Genomic DNA, 22,470 nt, shown 5'->3' on the forward strand with positions numbered 1-22,470 from the left:
CTTTCGAATTTCCTGGAGTTAGCATCGAATTTATACGAATTAACACGAAAATTAGTGCAAATTCGGTGCAAAAAATAGCTAACTCTGCGCCAACCCCAACTTGCGGCAAAGCGCGGCCAACTGCTGCTGCTCCGCAGTGGAGAGCGGGGAAAGCATTTCCACAACACCAGCTACGTGGGCTGGCAAAATCACAGCAATCAAGTCGCTGCCTGCTTGCGTCAGGTGAATGTCTACACAGCGGCGGTCATCTTCGCGCCGCTGGCGGGCCACCAGGCCGCGCTGCTCCAAATGGTCAATCACCATCGTCATATTGCCGCTGCTTTTCAGGATTTTCTGCCCCAGCTCGCCGCTTTGCATTGGCCCCAAATGGTAAATGGCTTCCAGCGTGCCAAACTGACTCACCGTCAGATCGTAGTCGCGCAAATGAGCGTTGATCCGCTGACTCACTGAATCGGAGGCGCGGAACAGCTTGATGTAACAATCTAGTGCTAAATTTTCTTCTGCTGTCCCGTCAAAATGTGTACCCATAATCTGCTCCGCTGAACATTTCTCAATATTGACAAGCATAACAATATCAAAAATAATGTCAATATCAAATAGTTTGATATTAAACTAATTTCATCATTTACTCACGTAAAGGCACAAAGGCGCAGATTTTGACTTAGTGCCTTTGCGTGAAATTCGTTGCAGCTTACACACAGTCGCAAACTCGTTTTTATCGTAAAATACAGCCAAAATTTCCACGCCTCGCAAAAATAAGGAAGGCAGAATGCGTCACCAACAACGGTTTACCCAGCAAAAAATCAGCGAGCGGCTCAAACTGATTGCCCCGTTGGTTTACCGGCAGCGGGTGGTGCTACGGCCGTTCCGCTACCATCCCCTCCTCAACACAGACATTCCAAGCTCAATCCGCCCCGATTTTGACGACAGCGACTGGCCGATCATTGAGCCGGGCAGCTACTGGGGTGAATGGCAAACCAACTTCGTCATGCGGAGCCAGTTCCAAATTCCCGATGCGTGGCGCGGCCTGCCGGTGGCACTCTTTTTGCCGCTGGGGGACGCTGGTGAATTTTGCCATCCTGAAGTGCTGGTTTATGTGGGCGGACGGCCGTTTGCCGCCTGCGACCGCTTTCACCAGGAAATATTGCTGGACGCAGCCTGGGCCGATGGGCAGCCACATGCGCTGGTCCTGCACGGCTGGACGGGGCGGGGTGTAGACAAGCTGGAAAAGCTGCTCATGCGCCCCTGCCTGCTGGTGCAAATTGACCAGCCCACGCGCGATTTTGTGGCGTTGGTGCGCGTGACGCTGGAGGTTGTGACCCAGCTAGAGGAGACGAATCCGGCGCGCGGCTATCTGCTAAACGGACTGGACGCCAGCTTCAAAACGCTGCAAACGCAGGAACCGTGGGGCGAGGTTTTTTATGCGAGCTTGCCGAAGGCAACGGCCGTCCTGCGACAGCATATCGCCCAGGCAGGTCCGCCGCTGGATGTAACGGTAACGGCTGCTGGACACGCCCACATCGATGTCGCCTGGCTGTGGGATTTGGCCCAGACGCGGCGCAAGGCGGGCCGCACCTTCCACACCGTGCTGCGGCTGATGGCGCAGTTCCCCGATTACCATTTCACCCAAAGCCAGCCGCAGCTTTACGACTATGTGCGGCAGGATTACCCAGAGCTGTTTGCGAAAATTAAGGAGGCGGTGGGAAACGGCCGTTGGGAACCCATCGGCGGCATGTGGGTGGAGGCAGACTGCAATTTGTCTGGCGGCGAGTCGCTGGCGCGGCAATTTTTGCTGGGGCGACGCTTCTTTGCCAAGCATTTTGGCGAGGGTGTGGAATCCCCCGTGCTGTGGCTGCCAGACGTGTTCGGCTACGCCTGGAATTTGCCCCAGCTTATCAAACAAGCGGGGCTGGACTATTTCTTCACCATCAAGATTGGCTGGAGCCAGTACGATCGGATGCCGTACGACACCTTCTGGTGGCAGGGCCTGGACGGCAGTAAAATTTTGACCCACTTTAGCCCCGTCAAACGCCCCGACCAGCGGACGGGTGACTACAATGCGCAGGCAACCCCAAAAGAGCTGCTGGAAGGGTGGCGACACTTTCAACAAAAAGAAACGTCGCGTCATTTGCTCATGGCTTACGGCTATGGGGATGGCGGCGGCGGCCCCACGCGCGAAATGCAGGAAAATCTTGACCTGCTCACCAATTTTCCCGCAGTGCCAAAAGCGCGGCGGGGCAAGGTGATTGATTTCTTCCGGCAGATGGAGCAAGAGGTAGAGGGTAAATTACCTACCTGGAAGGGAGAACTGTACCTGGAGTATCATCGGGGCACCTACACCACCCAGGCACGAAATAAAAAAGCGAACCGGCAGTCTGAATTTTTGCTGCATGATGCAGAGTTTTTGGCGGCGTATGCGTCGGTAGTCGGTAATCAGTTTACCGAATACTGCTATCCGCGGGAGGCACTGAACCGCGCCTGGGAGCTGGTTTGCCTCAATCAGTTTCATGACATTATTCCGGGCAGCAGTATCAACAAAGTGTATGTGGATGCGCTGGCAGATTATGCTGAGGTGCGGCAACTTGGTGAGCAGGTGCGGGATGAGGCGTTGGCGCATCTAGCACGGGCGATGGGCTGTGATTTGCTGGTGGTGAATCCTACCTCATTTGAGCGGGATGATTTACCGTTTTGGGCAGATGGGTTGGCCGAAAAGTTACCTAGCGAACTGGTTTATCAACAGGTGGCTGGTGGATTGTTGCTGGATGTGGGTGGGGTACGGCCGTATTCTCTCACCCCCATCTCCCAACTAAAATCAAACCAGGTTGGCTCGCTTTCTGTCTCCCCCACGCATTTGGAAAATGATTTTTTGCGGGTGGAGCTAAACGCAGCGGGCGACATCACCCGCATCTACGACAAGCAAAACCAGCGTGAGTTGCTGCCAGCGGGAGCTATCGCCAACCAGTGGCAAGCGTTTGAAGACCGCCCAATGTATTGGGATGCGTGGGATATTGACATTTATTACGATGACAAAATGTGGCTGGCGGAAGCGGCAACGGCCGTTACCGTCGTCGAAACTGGCCCCTTACGAGCCACTATCCAGATTGAGCGGCAAATTTTGCACAGCCGGTACGTGCAGCGTATCTCGCTTAGCCATCACAGCCCGCGCCTGGATTTTGACACCTGGATCGATTGGCGAGAGCGGCACACGCTGCTCAAGGTGGCCTTTCCGTTGGACGTGTTGTCCCCGACGGCCACTTACGAAATTCAGTGGGGCAACGTCGAGCGCCCCACGCACCGCAACACAAGCTGGGATTGGGCCCGATTCGAGACGTGCGCCCAAAAGTGGGTTGATCTCAGTGAGGGAGGCTACGGCGTCAGCCTATTGAACGATTGCAAATACGGCCATGACATCCAAGACAAAACGCCGGATGGCGGGCAAATTCGGCTGACGCTGCTGCGCAGCCCCACCGACCCCGACCCGGAAGCAGACCAAGGGGAGCATATCTTCCGCTACAGCTTGCTGCCCCATGCGGGTCGCTGGGGAGAAGAAACGATTCGGCAGGCGTATGCGCTCAACGATCCGCTGCTGGTTTACGCTGCGGAAACGGGTGGTGCGCAGCAGCCAATCGCGCTAGACAGCTTGGTGGCGGTAGATGCGCCCAACGTGGTGATCGAGACAGTGAAGCTGGCAGAGGAGAGTGATGGTTTGATTGTGCGGCTGTATGAATGCAGGCGGCAGCGTGGGGAGGTGATGCTAACGTTTGGTGTGGATGTAACGGCCGTTGCCATCACAAACTTGCTGGAGGAAGTAGAAACAGAGCTGGTGGTAGACGGCAGTACCGTCACGCTGCCCATCAAGCCGTACCAAATTGTTACGCTGCGCGTCGCGATGTGAAGAAAGAGATGAGCAGCGGCAGCAAAAAGACAAAGGGAATGCCGATGAGATGCGCAGCAAGCTGGCTGCCACCCAGCAGATAAACGCGCAGATGCCCGTAAATTAGCACGGAAAGCTGCACATTGAGCAAAAACCAGAGGCCAGCTTGCAGCCGGAAGGGAACGTGTGCGTGTGCCTGCTCATCCTCCAGAAGCAGCCACAAAAAAGGCCAGGTGCTGTACCAAAGGCGAAAGCTGAGTGCCTGGACGGTGTAAGCAGCCAGAAAATCGGCAGCGGCTTTGAGGGGGGAACGGCCGTAGCGCCATCCCAACCAGAGCAGCCACAAACCAAGCAGCACATACGGCAGCCGCGCCCAGCTAGCCACGCTGGCAATAAATTCAGGCGTCAGCGGCTGCCCCAGCTCGCCCAAAATGAGCAGCAGCAGGGTTGAAGGTGAGAATCCCGGTGCGCCGGATGATTCGCGCACGAGCCGCGCCAGCAAATCGAGTGGGGAACCAAAGGGGAGGAAGCTGAGGAAAACGACCGTACCCCCTAGCATCATGCCCAGCCCAAAAACCCGAAGTCGCGCTGTGCCATTTTCCAGCTCCCGCCAAATAGCAACGGCAAAAAAGGGCAGGGGCAGCAGACCAATTGGCTTGGTGAGTGCGCCTAGCAGCAAAAAAAGGAGGGTGAGCAACGGCCGTTTCTGTCGCCACCACCAAATCGCCACCAGTTGCCATACCATCATCAGCACATCGTTGTGGCCGTCTACCACAAACATCAGCAACAAAGCTGGATTCCAGAGCCAGAGTAGCGTAAAGCTGCGCTGTGTAGCGGCAGCCGCTCTCGCCAGCAGCCGCCATATGAGCCAACCACAAGCTAGATGTGCCAATAGCCCGACCAATTTGAATGCCAGTAATCCCGCCCACAGATTGTTTTGGGTAACGGCCGTTGTGCCTGCGGCCAGCAGTTCCCAAAGCGGGCCGTAAGGCGAAGTGGCGTCTGCCCATTCACCGGCCAGCGGCAGGAACGGGTCGTCGGGGAAGGCGTCGGGCGGCATGGCGTAGGGGCTTTGGCCGTAAACGCTGCTCACCCGCCCACGAATGACGTAGCGGTACAGATCGTTGGCATTGATGGGGTAGGTTTGCAGCAGGGGGATGGCGAAGAGAGCGGCCGTTCCTAACAAAAAAAGGAACGAGGGTTTAGCCAACCCATCCTGCACCGCCCGAAACGCTAGCCAGTAAAGTCCAAACAGTGCCAGCAGCAGCAGTCCGTAGCCTAAACCAGCCAGCAGCGAGGGAGCCAACGAGTTGACATCTTGCAAGGGAACAGTGTTGAAATACGGCCGTAGCGGAAACCACGACCAGATAAGCCAATACCCCAGCAGCGAAGCCAGTGTCAGCAAGATTAAACTGGTGAGCTTGGGGGTGAATTTTGTCACAGTGTTCAGTTATCAGTAAGTCAGTACTCAGTTCAGAGCAGATTATAGACGGTTTACTAAATACTGTTTACTGTTTTACTGATTACCGAACATCGTTCATGCGGTAACGTGACTGCCGTGCTTGTCCAGGGGAACGACCAGCGTAACCGAAGTGCCGTGACCAGGGGCAGATTCCAACCGCAGTGAACCATCGATCCGGTCGGCGCGTTCGCGCATGTTGACCATGCCCAAGCTGCCGCGTGAGCTGTAATCCTGGTTTACCGCCTGCACGTCGAAACCAACGCCGTTGTCTTGCACCAAAGCCACAAAAAGATTGTCTTCCTGCCAGAAGCGCACCTGAATTTTGCTGGCGCGCGAATATTTGCGGGCGTTGCCCAACGCTTCTTCTACAATCGAAAAGACGACGCTTTGGGCTTGCTCATTGAGCAGCTCACCGTGGTCGCCGCCAATCAGGTGAATGTTCAGGCCGTCCGTTTCTTTGATGCGGGCAATAACGGTTTCTACGGCGGCACCAAGCCCTTGTGTTTCCAGCACCAACGGCCGTAGCGTAAATAACATGCCGCGAATCTCTTTGGAGGTTTGTTTGGCTAGCTCTTCCACCTTTTCCAGCTCACCCAATGCCTGTTCTGGGTCGCGTGAAAGCAGGGAGCGGATGAAGTTGATGCGCATGGCAATGGCAGCAATGGTTTGGGTGGGGCCATCGTGCAGGTCGCGGGCCAGCTCTTTGCGGGCTTCCTCATCCGCCTCGATAATGCGCTGCTTTTCGGCTTCTAGCCGCTGGTAAAGTTGGGCATTTTGCAAGGCAATGACGGCTTGATCGGCCACGCCATTGAATAGCTCAAAATGCTCATTATCAAACTTTACGGCCGTATCCGAGCCAATGACAATCGCCCCAAAAATTTGGAACCCGGCACGCAGCGGAATGCATGCGGCCGTGAGGCATTGGTGAAACGCAATAAATTGACGCAGTTCCGGGTCTTGCCGGGGATGATCGGTGGTAACGGGCTCGGCCTGGGTGAGCGCAGCCCCTACGATGCCCCGCTTGCCCTGTAGCTGCTTTTCAAAATCAACGGCCGTAAACCGGCGGGTCGCTACCGGCTCCAAATCTTCACCATTGAACAAAAAGACAGCCCCTACCAGCGATTGACGAGGAATGCCCATTTCCTCAATGGCCAGGCTGCATACGTCCAGTGCCTCTTCTACGACACGCTCAAAGCTGAGCGTGGCGCGCATCACCGACGCCATTGATTGCAATGATTTGGCACGATTGTTGGCTGCGCGCAGATCGTGCAGTTCGGCATCAACCAGTTGTGAGGTGGTACGTTGAATTCGGTCAGAAGAGCGGTCAATCACGGCATAGGCCAGTACCAAACCGAGAAGCAAGGTGAGGCCGCCAATAGCCATCGCTGGTAGCCAATCGAGGGTGGTGCTGCCAAAAATAATTGAGTAGACGACAAAAAAAGTGGCAACCAGTACGATGATGAGCAGCAAGAAAATGGCAACTATAAACCCATTAAGCCGTCGAAATTCTCTTTTGATTTTTGCTGCTAGGTTTTTGCTCATGTGGACTGCAAGTTGATTAGGTTAGTAGATTTGGAAAGACATATTCAGTGCTTAATTATACAAAAGCCAGCCAAAATAACGATAGAAGGAATCGTTAAAACGGGTGAACTGATGGTACTAATTTGGGTTAAAGGCTTATTAAGTGTGCAGCATACTCCCATCGACTTAAAGCAAGTCTGACAGGATTACGCTGAATGACTATCATTTTTGTGACAATTCAGTCAGGCTGCCCAAACCGCGTGCAGGCTGCTATATTTTACATAACGCATTAGCAATTGTTGCCGCCACGTACCCATTGTTGCGCAGCAGGGAGACGTTTGCTCGTAGACTACGGCCGTTTGTCAATTCTACGACGCGCCGCAGCAGCCAGGGGGTTGAAGCCGGGCCGTGAATGCCATGATCATCTGCTTCTTGAGTCGCCAGGGCAATGGCTGCTTCTACCATCTCTGGATCGCAAGCATCGGCTTCTGGTACAGGCACCGTAACCAACAGTCCAGTTTGTAGACCAGTTTGCTGGTGCGCTTGCAGTACGCGGGCAACGGCTTCCGGCGTCTCCAGGCGGATGTCAACGGGCAGGCCACTGCGTCGGGCAAAGAAGGCGGGTAGCTCGTCGGTTCCATATCCGATGATGGGCACGCCGTGCGTTTCTAGCACTTCTCGCGTGGCAGGTAAATCCAGAATGGATTTGGCGCCGCTGCTAACAACTGCCACCGGGGTGCGACCCAACTCCAGCAAATCGGCACTGATGTCGAAAGGGTGGCCACGATGTACCCCCCCAATGCCACCTGTGGCAAACAGGCGAATGCCAGCCTGGTGGGCCAGGATCATGGTGCCAGCTACGGTAGTGGCACCATCTTCTCCGTTGCCGATGGCCAGGGGAATATCGCGGCGGCTGCACTTGCGCACGGCCGTTCCTGCCAATCTTCCCAAATATTCCAGTTGATCATCGGTTAGCCCTACATGCACCTGCCCCTGGATGATGGCAATAGTCGCGGGAATGGCACCTCCGTCGCGCACGGCCGTTTGCATTTTTACGGCCGTTTCCACGTTGTCTGGGTAGGGTAAGCCGTGGGTAATCACCGTGCTTTCTAAAGCGACCACAGGTTTGTTGTCAGCCAGTGCTGTTGCCACTTCTGGTTGAATCATTAAATAATTGTGCATTGATTCTCCTAACTGTCTCATGGTATCTTATAGATGTTGTTTGCCATACCAGTAAACCTGTACAAGCCGGAACGGCCGTAATTCTAACAACTTATCCATTGTACACCCGCCAGACGCTCTCTAACATGCTTTACAAAAGCGGCAGACGGGTAAAGGCAAAAATGCCAGCGCAACAACTGTTTAAATTAACCGTTGTGGCCGGCCGCTGACAAGATGGCAAAGTCGTTGTCAACTTTGGTAGAAGTTGCTAATTTTGGGAAGAATCAGCAGTTAGCCACACTAATTTAGGAGTTAATAGCCAATGCTCAAGAAAAACTATTCAAAAACTGGGAAGTCGTGTCGGGTAACTTTTAAGCTGCCCTCAGAAGTTGAGGCTGAATCAGTGCATCTTTGTGGTGATTTTAACGAATGGAGCCCTACCGAAAATCCAATGAAGCAGCTAAAGGATGGCAGCTACAGCATCACCCTCTCGCTAGAGCCGGGGCAATCTTACCGATTTCGGTATTTGCTAGATGGCAAGCGGTGGGAAAATGATTGGGACGCAGATGCCTATGTAGCCAATCAATATGGCTCAGAGGATTCGTTAATTACAGTCTGATAGCCAAGCTAATTTAACCATGTAAACCAAGTGCGCCGTCCCGCAGACGGCGCATTTTTTGTTGGCGCAGTTTATATAGCAAACCAGTGAAATTTTTGTGAGAATTCGTTTCCGGCGGACGGTGTAAGTTGGCATCCTTTTTGGGCTGGGTATAATCGCCAAAATTTTATGTGAAAAAAGCTGTACTGGAAAACGTTATGAAACGAACCATTTTACTGTTTTTACTGCTGTCATTGTTGCTGGTAGCTTGTGGAGAAGAAGACCCGTTGCCCACGGCCGTTTCACCCGTTGGCAGTAATGAGCAGGCAGATGATGCCTTGGCCCCGCCAGTGGTGAGCGACGACCCAATTGTGTTGCCCACCGAAACGGCCGTTCCTATCACCCCCACGCCAGATATCCCCTTGGCGGCACGAGTGAATAGTGAGCCGCTGCCTCTGGCGGTATTTGAGGCTGAGTTGGTGCGCTACGAGCAGGCGGTGGCTGAATTGGGGAGCGTTGCCGAAGATGATAGCTACAAAACTGAAGTATTGAATGCGCTCATTGAGCAGTTGCTCATTCGCCAGGCAGCGGCTGCCCAAGGGGTTGTGATCACCGATGAGATGGTGAACCAGGCGATGGATGCGTTGCAAAACCGGGCAGGCAGTGCTGAAAATTTTGCCGCGTGGCTGGAAGCAAACCAATATACCGAAGAAGAAATTCGCAACGAAGCGGCCTACGGGCTTATTTTGGAGCAGATGGTAACGGCCGTTACCGCGGATGTGCCGCTAGCTGTTGAGCAGGTTCATGCGCGTTATCTTCAGGTGGATGATCTGAACTTAGCTAATACGCTGCTGGCCCAGCTACAAAGCGGCAGTGAGTTTGCCTCTTTGGCTCAAATCCATTCGCTGGACCGCGTGACCGGTGAAAACGGGGGCGATTTGGGCTTCTTTGCTACCGGCACGCTGTTGGTGCCAGAAGTAGAAGCAGCCGCCTTTGCCCTGACTGAACCCGGCAGCGTTAGCCCAGTGATTACGGCCGTTAATGCCGAAGGTACGCCAATTTACTATCTGGTGCAGCTCATTGAACGGGATCCGCAACGGCTGTTAGACGCCGGAGCGCGAGCCGTGCTGTTGCAGGAAGCCTTTGAAACCTGGCTAGATGGCCTTTGGCAAGCTGCGACCATTGAGCGCATTGTAGAGGTAAGCAGCGGCTCCTAAGCTGCCACCACCTATGGCTACTCGACGTAGACGACAGTCCGGCTGTGCCGGACGCTTAATGAGCCTGGTTGCGGCATTATTGCTGCTGCTTTCGGTGGGCATCGTTGCCGTGATTGCCCTCTTTTTTTTGGCACCAGAGCGGCTGCCCTCCTTGGCTTTTCTAGACCGGTTTAGCCAGGCATTGCCAACGATTGCTGTGCCACCCGCGTTTGCTCCAGATGAAGAACTGCCGACATTGGTTGCCGCTATTGAACTACCTACAGTGACACCTACAGAGACAGAACCCCCTTTGGCCCCAACCTGGACACCACCGCCTGTACAGCCATCAGCCACGCCCTTGCCATTTAGCACGCTCAAACCATCGGTTACGCCCTCTCCACTGCCCACTTTTCCCACCAAAACGCCAACGCCCACCTACACGCCCACAGCCACCAATACGCCCACGGTCACGCCGCCAGGGCCTACGCCAACCCCCAGCCCAACGCGCTCGGCATTCATTTTTACAAAAACGGATAACAGCCCATTCTACTTGCAAAATCACGCCAACAATGCAGGATGTGGCTGGCTAGGGGTAGCAGGCGAAGTGCTGGATTTGAATCGAAATCCAGTCGCTTTTGGCAGTTACAGAGTGCACGTGTGGGGCAGCGGCATTGATGAACGGGTGCTGGTAGGCAGTGCGCCCGATTATGGGCCGTCTGGCTGGGAACAGTTTGTTTTCGATTCCCCTGTGATGCGAGATTACAATGTGCAGCTAGAGTCGCCCAGCGGCACGGCAGTTTCCCAAGTTTATCGTGTACAAACCCGCCCCAATTGCAGCGAAAATTTGCTGCAAATTAACTTTGTGCAGAATCATTAATTTTCATTGATTTCCAGCGTGTAGCTGGCCGCTTCGCCAAAAAATTCACGCACAACGATGCTCCAACGTCCTTCAATCATCACCGGGTACGCATTCACAGCTTCACTTTCGCCAGCCTGGGCTGCATCAATTGCCCAAATTTGGTTGCCCGTCGGATCATAGACAAGGAATAGTAAATCGGTGTTGGCATCACTTGGGGTTAGCTCGATGTCAATTTCATCTCCATCTTCAGCCTCAAAATACCAAACAACGGTTTGATTTGGTTGGAGCGTGCCAGAAACGGCCGTGCCAAAATCTAGCACACCAGCTTCATCGGGCGGCGTGGCTTGGTTGGCGCGTAAACTAATTTCATACCGCCCAGATTCACCGAAGAAGTCTCGAACTAAAACGATATATTGACCATCCTCCGGCAAAATAAAGTCAATTGTTTCAGATTCCCCCGCCAGAAAGCTGTCTTCTTCCGCCAGCCGATCTACGTTTGCATCTAGCAGCCAAATATCCAGGTCCATATTTGCGGTTAATGGCGTGGCCGTGATGAACATTTCATCCCCGGCCCGGCCTGTAAAAAACCAGGCATGGGCTTCATTGACCCGTAAGGTTTCCCGGGCTATTTGTCCAATCACCAAATCTCCAGCGTCATAAAAATTACTTGTACTGTCACCACCCTCATCTAGTGAAAGAGAGTAGCTTCCGCCTTCTCCGGCGAAACTGCGCACCAAAATGTCATACTCACCGGTTAGCGGTAATTCCAGAGCGCCCACAACTTCTGCATCGCCACTGAACCCTTCATCCAAGGCAGCCAAGCGTGACCCATCTGGGCCGTAAATGTCCAGAATGGCATCGAATTGATTCTCCGGAGTTAGCACGATGCTAACGACTTCTTGCGCATTGCCCGTAAACGTCCAAATATGCTGTGCGCCGCGTGCCAGGGTGCTTTGAATCGTTTGCCCCGGTGATAAACGGCCGCCGCCACCAAAAAGCGGCTCCTCAGTTAAAACCAAACTCATGGTGTAACGACCCGTGTCGCCAAAAAATTCGCTCACTTCTACCACATACAGGCCGCTGTCTTGCAGCAAATTGTCAATCATAATTTCGGTGTCGCCCGCATACCCATTGTCTATGCGCGTAACCGTTTGCCCGGTTGGGCTAATGAGTGACAGGATGAGATCAATATCTTTGTTGTCTGGGCTAAGCGTGATGTTAGCGTAGCGAGAGCCTGGCAAGCTAAATGTCCATACATCTTTGACACCTTCGTTCAGTTCGCCGGTTACCAAATCTTGCTGACCCAAACTGCCCAACACGTTGGCTGAGCCATCCTGAATAACAAGATCGGCATAAATGTTGTGTAAGATGATGCTGTCGGCCATCTTGTTAAATGTTTCTTCATACTGAGGCCATTGTTCGTTAGCACTGCTCATAATAAAAAGTGCCTGGGTTTGTTGGCTCAGGTTGCCGCCTAAAGCTGTGGAAAATAGATAAATTCGCGTGTGTACATCAGCACCGCTGCTACTAAAAAGGAGTGGGGTACCCTCCAAATCTATGTAGGCACCCGTTACAATGCCGCCGCTGCCCACATTGGCACTAACCGTTGTTGCTTCGGCCATAATGGTTCTTGCGGCCTCGCTGGTGAGGTCTGTTGCCAGGCGATTGAGTGTGGCTTGAGGCGTGTTGGGAGAGAAATCTAGATGGGCAATGAGGCCCGCTACGTACGCACCAGTTCCAATATTTTTGTTGCCAAGTAGTCCATCTCCTGTGCGTTCAGAGTCGGCCAGTAGCAGGACGGTAATGCCCAGCTCGTTGGCAGAAACGGCCGTATCGACCTGGCCTGAGAGATTGAACCACGTGGGGGGTGCCATGAGCTGTAGACCTGTCGCTGGATTACCAATTTGCTGCCAACCGGCGTAAGCAGCCGAGGTGGGAGCGGCCGTTGGCGCTGGGGGTGGTGCGCTGGTGGCCAGCGGCTTTGTTGGGATTGGCATGGTGGCTGCCTGATCCCCCTGGCTTTCAATGGGCAGGTTTGTTGTGGCCGTTGGTTGTTCAGCAGTGGGTTGCTCCTGTTCATCTTCACTAATTGGTTTACAGGCAACAAGGGTCGCCAATATTAGCCCAACCAACAAGCAGGACCAGCTTGGTTTTCGCATGGACAATCCTCCTGTTCTCTCCTCTTGCGGCATTGAGCCAGTCGGGATTGCACAAACGTGCCCGACCAGACTTGCAGATGCGCTTACAGCGCGCTTGTATTGCAAGCGTTCGCAGCCAGCAAATATGAACACGGCCGTTTTAGGAGTAGCACAATGCTTGCCTGTTTTCAGGAAGCAATAGCTATGAGCTAGGTACTCTCCAATCGTTGCCGATGATGATCAGGATATCGTAGTTGCCGTCGGGATTGGTGCCGCTGCTCACGTTGAGCGGTGGGACATGCATCAACTGGGTCAGATAGCGGCTGGTGTTGGGGTATGATCCGTAGGTGATAATTTGGGAGGTGAGATAGGTTGAAGCATCGGCGTTGCCGATTTCAACGACCTGAATGCCAAACGATTCCAAATATTCCTGCGTAGACGCTGCCAAGCCGAATTCGGGCGTACCATTTAGCACGGCCACACGGGCCTCTTCGGCAGCCATCAGCGCAGGAAGGTTTTCAATGACCGGCGTGGGAATGGCCGGCGGGGCAAACAACTGGTCTCGCAGCTGGCGGATATTTTCGCGCACGGGTACAAGCACCTCACGGCCGTCTGGCGTGGTTTCATTGTACACATAATCAAAGTTGAGAACGGCCGTCTGAATACTGTCACGGGGAATGTCTTGCGCGAGTAACGCCAACTGAATTGCTTCATCTAGCGTCATATTGGTGCGTACATTCTCTTGTGACGTTTGCCACAATTGTGGTGCTTGCCCAATGAGCTGCGTCAAATTATTCAGATCAAATATCTGCTGACGCACTGCCAAAATGACAGCTTGCTGACGGGCTGCGCGATCAATATCTCCGCCGAAGGTTTCCCGCGTGCGGGCATATTTTAACGCTGTCTCACCATCTAAATGTTGTTCGCCTGCTTCAATAGAAAAGGGATCAAAACCATAGCACCGATCGGGGTAATCCGGGTCGTCAATTGCTTCAGGAACATCTATATTGATGCCCCCAATAAGATCGACCACCTCTACAAATGCTTCAAAATTAACGGCAACATAATAATCAATCGGTACACCTAACAAGGTTTCAACGGTTTGGACGGCCAAAGCCTGGCCGCCACCGGGATATTCATAAATCTCGCCCAAATAGTTGGCCTGATTGATCCGGTCAACGCCAAAATCTGGAATGTCTACCCACAAATCGCGCGGCAAAGATAAAACGGCCGCAGACAAGCCAACGGGATCAATCGTGAGCACCATCATGCTGTCTGTGTGGGTGGGGCCATCTTCCTCGCACCGCTGGTCGATTCCCAGCAGCAAAATCGAGACGCGATTCTTGCCCTCCCACGGGCGGAAAGCATCTGATGAGAAGATGGGGGCTGGTTCGTTAACGGCTGGATTGGTGGAACTGTCGCTGCTGCTGGGGGCAGGCAGCGTTTGTACTGCCTCCGCGTTGTTGCTGCTTGGGTTGGCAAAATCGGGGTTAATGACTTCTAGTGAGGAAACGGTTGCCTGAACCGTTTGGTAGAGCCAAATAGAACTACCGATAAGCAAAATAATGATTCCCAACCCCAATAGGCTTACGGCCCATAGCGGCAAGCGAATTCGGGGAGGGGTGCGACGAGATGAATTTAATTTCATACTTTTATGCGCGTTCCATGCCAAAAGGGCAGTTGCGATTATAGCATAAAACTAACAGGCAACGTCAAAAAATGATTTTGGGAGCAGAGGTGCCACTGTTTTGACGCGGTTATTTGGCTACTTTATAATGCCCCTCTTGTGATGAAACCATACCAAACATGGCTACCCATTCTGCTCATTTTGCTGCTGGCATTTGCCTTGCGTCTATACGCCCTGGCAGAGATCCCCCCTGGCTTGACCCACGATGAAGCCAATCACGGCCGGGAGGCAATTGGCATTTTGCAAGGGGTATGGCTGTTTGTTTTTCCGCTGAATTATGGCAGTGAGCCGGTGTATAGTTATACGGCCGCTGCTAGCATGTGGCTGTTTGGCGAGACGCTGTTTGCTTTGCGTTTTGTGAATGTTTTATTTAGCACTTTTGCCATTGGCGTGAGCTACCTGTGGGTACGCCGCCGCTTTAACGAGACGACCGCGTTGGTAACGGCCGTTCTGCTCAGCATCACCTTTTGGCCATTAGCGTCGGCACGGGAAGCATTGCGGGCGGGAATGCTTCCCTTTTTTATGGGAACGGCCGTTTGGTTCTTCTGGCAGCTCATTGACAAAGTTGATGAGCCATCGCGCCGCCGTTGGGGGTGGGCTGGTGCCTTTGGCGTTTGCGTCGCCATCACCCTGCACATCTATTTAGCCGCGCGAGTTGCGTGGCTGCTGTTTCCCTTCTTCTTGGCCTTTTTGGCCTGGCAGCGACGGGAGACGTTCCGCCAAAGCTGGCGATTTGTGTTGGCAGGGCTGCTGCTGGCTGGCGTGCTGGTCACGCCACTGTTTGTTTACCTGGAGCGCAATCCTTATGCACTCACGCGGCTGAGTATGCTGGATGCCCCACTGGAAAATTTGCGGAATGGGAATTTGCTGCCGCTGTGGCAAAATGCAACCTCGGCACTGCTGGCGTTCATCTGGCCCGGTTATGGTGACCAATTTCTAGCATACAATATTCCGGGGCGGCCGGTGTTTGATGCGGTAACGGCCGTTTTTTTTGTGTTAGGGCTAGGGATTTGCCTGTGGCGGTGGAAACGGCCGTCTTACACCTTTGTCTTGCTCTGGTTTGGTGTGGGTATTTTGCCCTCGCTCATTACTGGGCCGACAGCCAATACCACGCGCAATTTGGCTGCGCTCATTCCTGTATTTGTCCTGCCGGCCATTGGGTTTGGCACGGTTGTTCAATGGCTCAAGCCCAAAATGAATCATTTGCCCCGTTGGGTTCTCGCGACGGCTGCGGCCGTGTGGTTAATTTTTGCAGGATGGCACAGCGTTTCTGACTATTTTATTACCTGGGCCAATGACCCAGATGTGCGCGGTGCGTACCAAGTGAACTTGGTAGCGACGCTCGATTATCTGGCCGACAGCAATCCAGCGGAACCCGTGCTGCTATCTACCGTTTACCCCGGCCCAGCACATGATCCCTCGATCAACTTGGTGCTGACGGGAAGTGAGGCAGGTAAACGCTGGACAGATGCGCGTTGGGCGTTGGTGGCTTCTGGAGGCCAAAGCAGCCTGGCGATGATTCCGGCTTCCACGCCGCCACATCCTTACTTTGCCCGCTGGTTGGAGCCGCGCCAAATAGTTGCCATGCGGCCAGATGATCTTGACCCCAGCTTTACCGATTATTGGTTGGATGCTTCTGAATTGCAGATGTGGGCGCAGGAAACGGCCGTTGCCAACTTTAACAACGCGCTCACCCTACACCATGCTGAGTGGATCAACGAGACAGCCCCGGGCGAAACGGCCGAACTGCTACTGGTGTGGCGCATTACCAATCCCGCCAACGTGGGGCCAATTGTGCCACCTGCCTTCACTACCGATGTGGTCATGTTCACGCAGATTTTGGATGCGTCTGGCGCGCCATTTGCCCAGCAAGATGCGTTGGATGCACCATCTTGGGCTTGGCAAGCGGGGGATTTGGTGGCCCAAATTCATCAGATTTCCATCTCGGCAGAAACTGCGCCTGGCAGCTACCAGGCCATTGTGGGCATTTATGATCGGCTTTCTGGTGACCGTTTGCCCGTGTTGGAGGAGGACGGCGAGGTTGTGGGGGATTTTACGGCCGTATCTACCCTCGAAATCCACCAAGAATAAACATCGAATGGACCTTGCCTTGAACCATTACAAGTAATAAGGAGAAAACTTCATGTCGAATCCACAAGGTGTCAAGTTTATTTACTTACCGTGTAATAATGTCCAAGCGATGCGCCACTTTTATTCGGAGTTGCTGAGGCTAAACGAAATTTATTTTGACAATTCCAGTGGCGGACTGGCTTATAATTGTGATGGTTTGCAATTCACCTTCTTTTCTGATCCCAAAGCACAACCTATTTCTTCAGGCTGGGCTTGGCAGCCTGGATGGAGAAAAGGAGACCAACCAGTAATTAGCTGGTCTGTCTCTTATACAGAAGAGGAATTTCGCACCGTTGTAGATAAGTTGAAAACAGAAGATGTTATCTCATTCTATGAAAAGCCACACTGGCATTTTTACTGGAGCTTTCCTGTTAAAGACCCGATGGGAAATACTGTTGAGATTGTTTGGGCACCAGAAGATGAGCCAAAAAGAAATGAATGGCATTGATGACCGTAGTTGGGGTTTTGGTCTGGCCAGATTCGTCCAGAAACTGGCTGTTCAACATGAGAATTGTGCGAATCGGACGTCAGTTACTTTACATAGTGTAACATCTTACGTATCATTAGCGCATGAGCAACCAACAACTGCCTGACAATCTTTCCGTTCAGGAACTTGAGCAGTTACTTTATCGTAAGAAGTATGCCGTGCGCCGCCAACGTTTGCAGCGGCTCAAAGAAGAAGGGCGTGTGGTGGATGTCGTTGGCTTGCCTGCTCCTCACCCGCAGCCACCCGTGTTGCCCCGTCCCCAAGCTGAACCTAGCGGCGCACTCCGCCAATATCAGCTTCAGTTGGAAGATGAACCAGAATCTGCCCTCGTAGATCATCTGGATAACAAGGATAAGAAGAAGGGCAACGGCCGTTCCTGGCTCAATCGTTTACTATTTTTTGTTGAAGTTGGTGCAGTGATTGGCTTGGTTATTGTGTTGCTTAACCTATGGAGCACTCAGCGCGATCTCAACCAGGAATTGGCCGAAGTGCAGCAATCGCAAGCGGCGGCGTTGACGCTGCCCACCCCTACGGCCGCGCCGCTCATTGATTTGGTGGTTTTGCCTACGGGACATCGGTACGTAGACGGCCGTTCCCCTGAACCCATCGAATCCGGCGACATTCCTGCCCACTTGCTGCCCGCCATGCAAGCCTACAAACCCCCGCCGCTACCTACGCCCGGTCCTGAACAGGCTCGGATCATCGAAATTCCGTCAATTGGGGTCAACGCCCCCATTGTAGCTGGCGTTTACGATTGGGAGCAGCTCAAGCGCGGCGTTGGGCATCACACAGGTTCTGCTTTGCCGGGGCAGGGTGGCAATATGGTGCTGGCCGCCCACAACGACATCTACGGCGAAATTTTCCGTGACCTAAACAAACTTTCCCCTGGTGATGAATTCACCGTCTCTACTGGCGCGCGGAGCTACACTTATGTCGTAACCAAAATTGAGATTGTGGAACCGACCGAAGTCGAAGTGATGGCCCCAACTGATCATGCTAGTGCGACGCTTATCTCCTGTTACCCATACCGCATCAACACCCAGCGCATCGTTGTTTTTGCCGACCTCAAAACCAACAATCCAGCCTCATAACCCTTGCACCCTGGCTCCCAATTTGCTAATGGTTTTTTTGACCATCTGGCGGTAACATCACGCCATAGAATAAATCTGGTTGAAGGAAAATTATCATGGCTAAAGATCGCGCCAGCCGTCGCGCCCGGTTAAGACGGCAAACCGCTGAGGCAGCAAACGCAGCAGATAACAAACGAGACAGCAGCCGTGCTTTTGCCCAAGAATATGCCTATGTGCTGAAAGATTTGCGTCGGGTTTTTGTGCTGGCAGCCATCATGTTTGTGTTGTTGATCGTTTTGAATATTGTTTTGCTGTAAAGGTTGCCGATTTTCTTGGAAAACGGCCATTGTTTTTACCGCAAAATGTTTGACGCTCCCAGAGTGATGTGATATGATTTTTGCCTCATTCCGGTCAGATGACCGGACTGTTTGTTTACTTATCGACTGAGTGATTATTTGAATTGCTCACTTTAAAAATTGGAGAACAATAACTATTCGAAAACGGCGTAGTAGTAATCGCACAAGGGTCAATTCTGGCCCGGAGTATCGTATTAATCGGCGTATACGGGTTCGTGAGGTCAGATTAATTGACCACAATGGCACCAATCATGGTGTCGTGCCCACCAATCAGGCTTTACAAATGGCAGAAGATGCCGAGCTAGATTTGGTTGAAGTAGCCCCAAACGCCAAACCACCTGTTTGCCGTATTATGGATTACGGCAAATTTGCCTACGAAAAGACGAAACGAGAACGAGAAGCGCGAAAGCTGCAAAAGCAGATTGAAATCAAAACGCTTCGTTTAACCCCACGCACGTCTGACTTTCATCGGGATGTCTATGTAAACAAGGCCAAAAAATGGCTTGAAGAAGGCAAAAAGGTTAAATTCCAAGTTCGTTTCAAAGCACGTGAGATCACGTATCCTGAGATTGGGCAGCAAACTTTAGAAGAAATTGCTGAAGAGTTAGGCGAAATTTCTGAAGTGGAGCAAGCTCCAAAGCTGGAAGGTTGGTCCATGACACTTTTACTAAATCCAACAGGGTAGTTGGCATTTAACTTCCTGTTGTTTTTGAAAAATCAAAATGTAGGATGTTAGGTAAAGCCCCTCCGGGGGCTTTTGTGTGAGAGCAGAATTTTTGACCAAATGCTTTCACTTTGTTTAAGAGGAAAAAATGGCTAAAGCAAAAAAGAAAAAATACAAGTTGAAGACATACAAAGCGGCGGCCAAGCGTTTTCGCGTAACTGGTAGTGGCAAGATTGTACGTACCAAAGGTGGCAAAAGTCATTTGCGGCGGCGTAAATCTAAGCGCACCAAGCAGTTATTTAGCCGTATGCTTGTCGTAGAAAATTCTGGTGACATCAAGCGCATTAAGCGTTTGGCTCCATATTTGAAAAAACATAAGGCGAATCCGCCTGCTTAATTTACTAACACACGATGATTCGCTGCCTGGCCTCGGTTTTCCTTTGGGAATGGGCTTGAGCGCCAGGCCATCGTACAAATGCGAGGGTATTTAAATGAGAGTAAAAGGTGGGTTTACAACCCAACGACGTCATAAAAAAATATTGAAAATGACAAAAGGCCAGTGGGGCACGCGGAGCAAGTTGTTCCGGCGGGCCAACGAGGCCATGATGAAATCTTACTGGTATGCATACCGGGATCGCCGCGTTCGTCGGCGTGAGTTCCGCCGTTTGTGGATCACGCGCATCAATGCGGCTTCACGGATGCATGGCTTGAGCTACAGCCGTTTTATGCATGGATTAAAGCTGGCTAACGTGAATTTGGATCGTAAGGCGTTGGCGCATCTTGCGGTGCGGGATGAAGCTGCGTTCGCGGCCGTTGTCGGTTTGGCAAAGGATGCGCTGGCGAACTAATTCATAAGCTGCCTCCATTGATCTTTTGATTGCCTACATTTTGGAAGTGCCTCGCATGAATTTGCGAGGTGCTTTTTTATTCATTTTTGCCACGATTTTCGCGAATTTACGCGAAAAATGATTGATTTGTCCCTGTGTGAGTTGGCTAAACGCAGGACGGCCGTATTTGTCTCCCCTATCTTGCTCCTGTAATATCCGCCGACGATGCGCAATTTGTTGGATGTGGAAACGCGAACCGGATTTACCTTTTGGTTGCTGTTGATTTTGCTAACGGCCGTTGCGCTGCGCGTTTATCAACTAGATAGTGTGCCGCCAGGGTTTACGCATGATGAGGCCGATCACGGGATTACGGCCGTTGCCATCCTGAACGGGGCGCGAGAGATTTACTTCACCATTGGCTATGGGCGCGAGCCGCTGTTTGATTACGCCACAGCGGGGGCAATGGCACTTTTGGGGCAAAATGGGTGGGCACTGCGGGGAACGGCCGTCCTGTTTAGCCTAATTCTTATCGGGGGGATGACCACCTGGGCACGAATCGCTTTTAACAATCGCATAGCCTTGCTGACGGCCGCTGGTTTGGCCGTGGGCTTTTGGCCGCTCATGGCTGCCCGCCAAGGTTTGCGATCAATTACATTGCCTGCACTTTTTACGTTGGCTTTATTCTTCTTCTGGCATGGGTTGCAAAAGCAGGAGATTGGAGATTGGAGATTGGAGACTGCTCGCCGTACGCGAAGCGGTCGCGCAGCGACATTACCGATTACTGATTACCGATTACTGTTTACTTTCCTCGCCGCTGGCCTCTTCGTTGGTCTTACCTTCTACACCTACATTCCGGCGCGGGGATTGTGGCTGCTGTTTCCCGCGTTGCTGCTGCTGGGTGGGATATGGAACCGTGCCTGGTTACGGTACACGTGGTTTTGGGGGATATTGCTGCTGTTGGTGGCAGGGGTGCTGGCGTGGCCGCTGTTTGCCTATTTACGCGCCAACCCCACTGCTGAGTTGCGGATTGATGAGCTGAGTATGCCGCTAACGGCCGTTCTGCAAGGCGATTTTTCTTTGCTTTGGGACAATATCAAGGGTGGGCTGGCGATTTTCACAGTGGCAGGAGACACGGCGTGGCGATACAACATCCCGGAACGGCCGTTGCTGGGGCCAGTTATGGGTGTGTTGTTTTATTTGGGTATTGCGGTGGCTTTGTGGCGAGTGGCCAGTGGCAAGCGGCAAGTAAAGGGATTGGTTGAAGTGAACGGCCGTCTGGCCTACGCGGCGGCACTCATCTGGCTAGTTGGTGGCCTAGCTCCGGTACTCATCACTGGGCCGGAATTGAGCATGACGCAAGGGATGGGGATGCAGCCAGTCGTTTATTTATTGGTGGCGGTGGCGGTTGATTGGGTGGGGAGATTGGAGATTGGAGATTGGAAAGTCTCGCCAATTATTGGTGTGGGGGCCGTGTTGTTATTTGGCGGAACGGCCGTCATCACCGCGCGAGATTACTTTGGCACCTGGGCCAATGCGCCAGAGGTGCGGGTGCAGTACGAGAGTACAATGATAGCCGTGCTGGATTATTTGGCGGTGCAACACGTGGCAGATACGGCCGTTTCCACTATTACGCCCGGCCAGTTTCACACGCCCGCCCTGGCGCAAATGGTGCTGCCTGCAAACGTGAACAGCCCGCGCTGGTTCGATGGGCGTGGCAGCCTGATTGTGCCGGATGCAAACGAAGCACTACTGTTGTTTTCGGGATTTGCGTCGCTGCCGGAGGCATTGCAGCCTTATGTAGAAACACCTGCACTGAGCGAAGTCGAAACGGCCGTCCTGCAAGAAACGCTTCCCTTGCGCCCTGACGATATTGATCGGCCAATTTGGGTTTACCAGGTAGTGGGCGCAGAGGCGGTAACAGTATGGCAAAGTTGGCTAACGCCCCAAGCGGCTCAGTTTGGCGAGGCGGCAGACCTGATTGGGTATGATCTATCGGCAGAAAGCGCGGCAGCAGGCGATGTAGTGCAACTGGTGACGGTTTGGCAGGTACAGCAGGCGACGTCCGATTTGCGACTGTTTACCCACGTCGTCGGGCCAGATGGCATCCCGCTGGCGCAGGCAGACCGGCTGGACGCGCCCAGCAGCAGTTGGGTAGCGGGAGATTGGCTGGTGCAGCTGCATGAGTTTGTGATTCCGGCGGAAGTGGGCATTGGACAATATCCCCTCACCATCGGACTATACCATTGTCTCGACACCGCCTGTGCCCAAACGGAGCGGCTAACGGTGCGGCAGGATGGAACGGCCGTTGGCGATCATCTTCAACTAACAGAATTGGAAGTTACGAAATGACGCAGTTTTTTGGGAACACAGAGCAACACAGAAGAAAGATAGAGCTTCACAGAGAGTTACAAGAAGAAATCTGTGTAACTCTGCGTAATCT

At 52.9% G+C, this 22,470-nt stretch carries 18 protein-coding genes; 12 read left to right on the forward strand and 6 right to left on the reverse strand.

The window, feature by feature from the left end:
• Positions 1–78 precede the first annotated feature (78 nt).
• The gene (locus tag ACOQPU_RS20670; RefSeq protein ID WP_420641730.1) at positions 79–528 is read right to left on the reverse strand and encodes a MarR family winged helix-turn-helix transcriptional regulator; all 450 of its coding nucleotides are present in this window, start codon (positions 526–528) and stop codon (positions 79–81) included.
• A gap of 241 nt (positions 529–769) precedes the next feature.
• Between ACOQPU_RS20670 and ACOQPU_RS20675 the strand changes: the two genes are divergently transcribed.
• Positions 770–3,895, forward strand: a complete 3,126-nt coding sequence (locus ACOQPU_RS20675) for an alpha-mannosidase (protein WP_420641731.1) — start codon at positions 770–772, stop codon at positions 3,893–3,895.
• Here ACOQPU_RS20675 and mptB read toward each other — a convergent pair.
• The 3 genes from mptB to ACOQPU_RS20690 all read right to left on the reverse strand — a co-directional run bounded on the left by mptB (position 3,873) and on the right by ACOQPU_RS20690 (position 8,039).
• Positions 3,873–5,315, reverse strand: a complete 1,443-nt coding sequence (mptB, locus tag ACOQPU_RS20680; RefSeq protein WP_420641732.1) for a polyprenol phosphomannose-dependent alpha 1,6 mannosyltransferase MptB — start codon at positions 5,313–5,315, stop codon at positions 3,873–3,875. The genes ACOQPU_RS20675 and mptB overlap by 23 nt on opposite strands.
• Positions 5,316–5,411: 96 nt before the next feature.
• Entirely contained in the window at positions 5,412–6,878 is a 1,467-nt protein-coding gene (locus tag ACOQPU_RS20685) for a histidine kinase (RefSeq protein ID WP_420641733.1), read from the reverse strand.
• A 249-nt stretch (positions 6,879–7,127) separates the two neighbouring features.
• Positions 7,128–8,039 carry a pseudouridine-5'-phosphate glycosidase gene (locus tag ACOQPU_RS20690; RefSeq protein WP_420641734.1) on the reverse strand — a complete coding sequence of 304 codons (912 nt, stop codon included), beginning with the start codon at positions 8,037–8,039 and terminating at the stop codon, positions 7,128–7,130.
• 301 nt (positions 8,040–8,340) lie between these two features.
• On the opposite strand from ACOQPU_RS20690, the gene ACOQPU_RS20695 reads away from it, so the two are divergent.
• From ACOQPU_RS20695 to ACOQPU_RS20705, 3 genes are all read left to right on the forward strand, one after another.
• On the forward strand, positions 8,341–8,637 hold the full coding sequence (locus tag ACOQPU_RS20695) for an isoamylase early set domain-containing protein (protein ID WP_420641735.1): 297 nt from the start codon (positions 8,341–8,343) through the stop codon (positions 8,635–8,637).
• Between the two features lie 197 nt (positions 8,638–8,834).
• On the forward strand, positions 8,835–9,833 hold the full coding sequence (locus tag ACOQPU_RS20700) for a peptidylprolyl isomerase (RefSeq protein WP_420641736.1): 999 nt from the start codon (positions 8,835–8,837) through the stop codon (positions 9,831–9,833).
• 13 nt (positions 9,834–9,846) lie between these two features.
• Positions 9,847–10,689: a hypothetical protein gene (locus ACOQPU_RS20705; RefSeq protein ID WP_420641737.1), complete on the forward strand. Its 843-nt coding sequence runs from the start codon at positions 9,847–9,849 to the stop codon at positions 10,687–10,689.
• On the opposite strand, the gene ACOQPU_RS20710 is transcribed toward ACOQPU_RS20705, so the two are convergent.
• Both ACOQPU_RS20710 and ACOQPU_RS20715 read right to left on the reverse strand, forming a co-directional pair.
• Positions 10,686–12,830 (reverse strand): hypothetical protein, encoded by a 2,145-nt coding sequence (locus ACOQPU_RS20710; RefSeq protein ID WP_420641738.1) that lies wholly within the window; start codon positions 12,828–12,830, stop codon positions 10,686–10,688. The genes ACOQPU_RS20705 and ACOQPU_RS20710 overlap by 4 nt on opposite strands.
• Before the next feature lie 181 nt (positions 12,831–13,011).
• Complete coding sequence (locus ACOQPU_RS20715) at positions 13,012–14,457, reverse strand: LCP family protein (RefSeq protein WP_420641739.1); 1,446 nt, start codon at positions 14,455–14,457, stop codon at positions 13,012–13,014.
• Positions 14,458–14,598: 141 nt separating this feature from the next.
• On the opposite strand from ACOQPU_RS20715, the gene ACOQPU_RS20720 reads away from it, so the two are divergent.
• The 8 genes from ACOQPU_RS20720 to ACOQPU_RS20755 all read left to right on the forward strand — a co-directional run bounded on the left by ACOQPU_RS20720 (position 14,599) and on the right by ACOQPU_RS20755 (position 22,379).
• Positions 14,599–16,587: an ArnT family glycosyltransferase gene (locus tag ACOQPU_RS20720; RefSeq protein ID WP_420645859.1), complete on the forward strand. Its 1,989-nt coding sequence runs from the start codon at positions 14,599–14,601 to the stop codon at positions 16,585–16,587.
• Between the two features lie 52 nt (positions 16,588–16,639).
• The gene (locus tag ACOQPU_RS20725; RefSeq protein WP_420641740.1) at positions 16,640–17,074 is read left to right on the forward strand and encodes a VOC family protein; all 435 of its coding nucleotides are present in this window, start codon (positions 16,640–16,642) and stop codon (positions 17,072–17,074) included.
• 122 nt (positions 17,075–17,196) lie between these two features.
• Positions 17,197–18,204, forward strand: coding sequence for a sortase (locus tag ACOQPU_RS20730; protein WP_420641741.1), 1,008 nt, complete (start codon positions 17,197–17,199; stop codon positions 18,202–18,204).
• A gap of 95 nt (positions 18,205–18,299) precedes the next feature.
• Positions 18,300–18,500 carry a hypothetical protein gene (locus tag ACOQPU_RS20735; protein ID WP_420641742.1) on the forward strand — a complete coding sequence of 67 codons (201 nt, stop codon included), beginning with the start codon at positions 18,300–18,302 and terminating at the stop codon, positions 18,498–18,500.
• 232 nt (positions 18,501–18,732) lie between these two features.
• Positions 18,733–19,224: a translation initiation factor IF-3 gene (infC, locus tag ACOQPU_RS20740; protein WP_420645860.1), complete on the forward strand. Its 492-nt coding sequence runs from the start codon at positions 18,733–18,735 to the stop codon at positions 19,222–19,224.
• 127 nt (positions 19,225–19,351) lie between these two features.
• The gene (rpmI, locus tag ACOQPU_RS20745; protein ID WP_420641743.1) at positions 19,352–19,600 is read left to right on the forward strand and encodes a 50S ribosomal protein L35; all 249 of its coding nucleotides are present in this window, start codon (positions 19,352–19,354) and stop codon (positions 19,598–19,600) included.
• A gap of 94 nt (positions 19,601–19,694) precedes the next feature.
• Entirely contained in the window at positions 19,695–20,051 is a 357-nt protein-coding gene (gene rplT / locus ACOQPU_RS20750; RefSeq protein ID WP_420641744.1) for a 50S ribosomal protein L20, read from the forward strand.
• Positions 20,052–20,255: 204 nt separating this feature from the next.
• Positions 20,256–22,379, forward strand: a complete 2,124-nt coding sequence (locus ACOQPU_RS20755; RefSeq protein ID WP_420641745.1) for an ArnT family glycosyltransferase — start codon at positions 20,256–20,258, stop codon at positions 22,377–22,379.
• Positions 22,380–22,470 lie beyond the last annotated feature (91 nt).

Origin of the sequence: Candidatus Leptofilum sp. (genome assembly GCF_965223285.1) — a bacterium.
Taxonomy (GTDB): Bacteria; Chloroflexota; Anaerolineae; order Promineifilales; family Promineifilaceae; genus Leptofilum.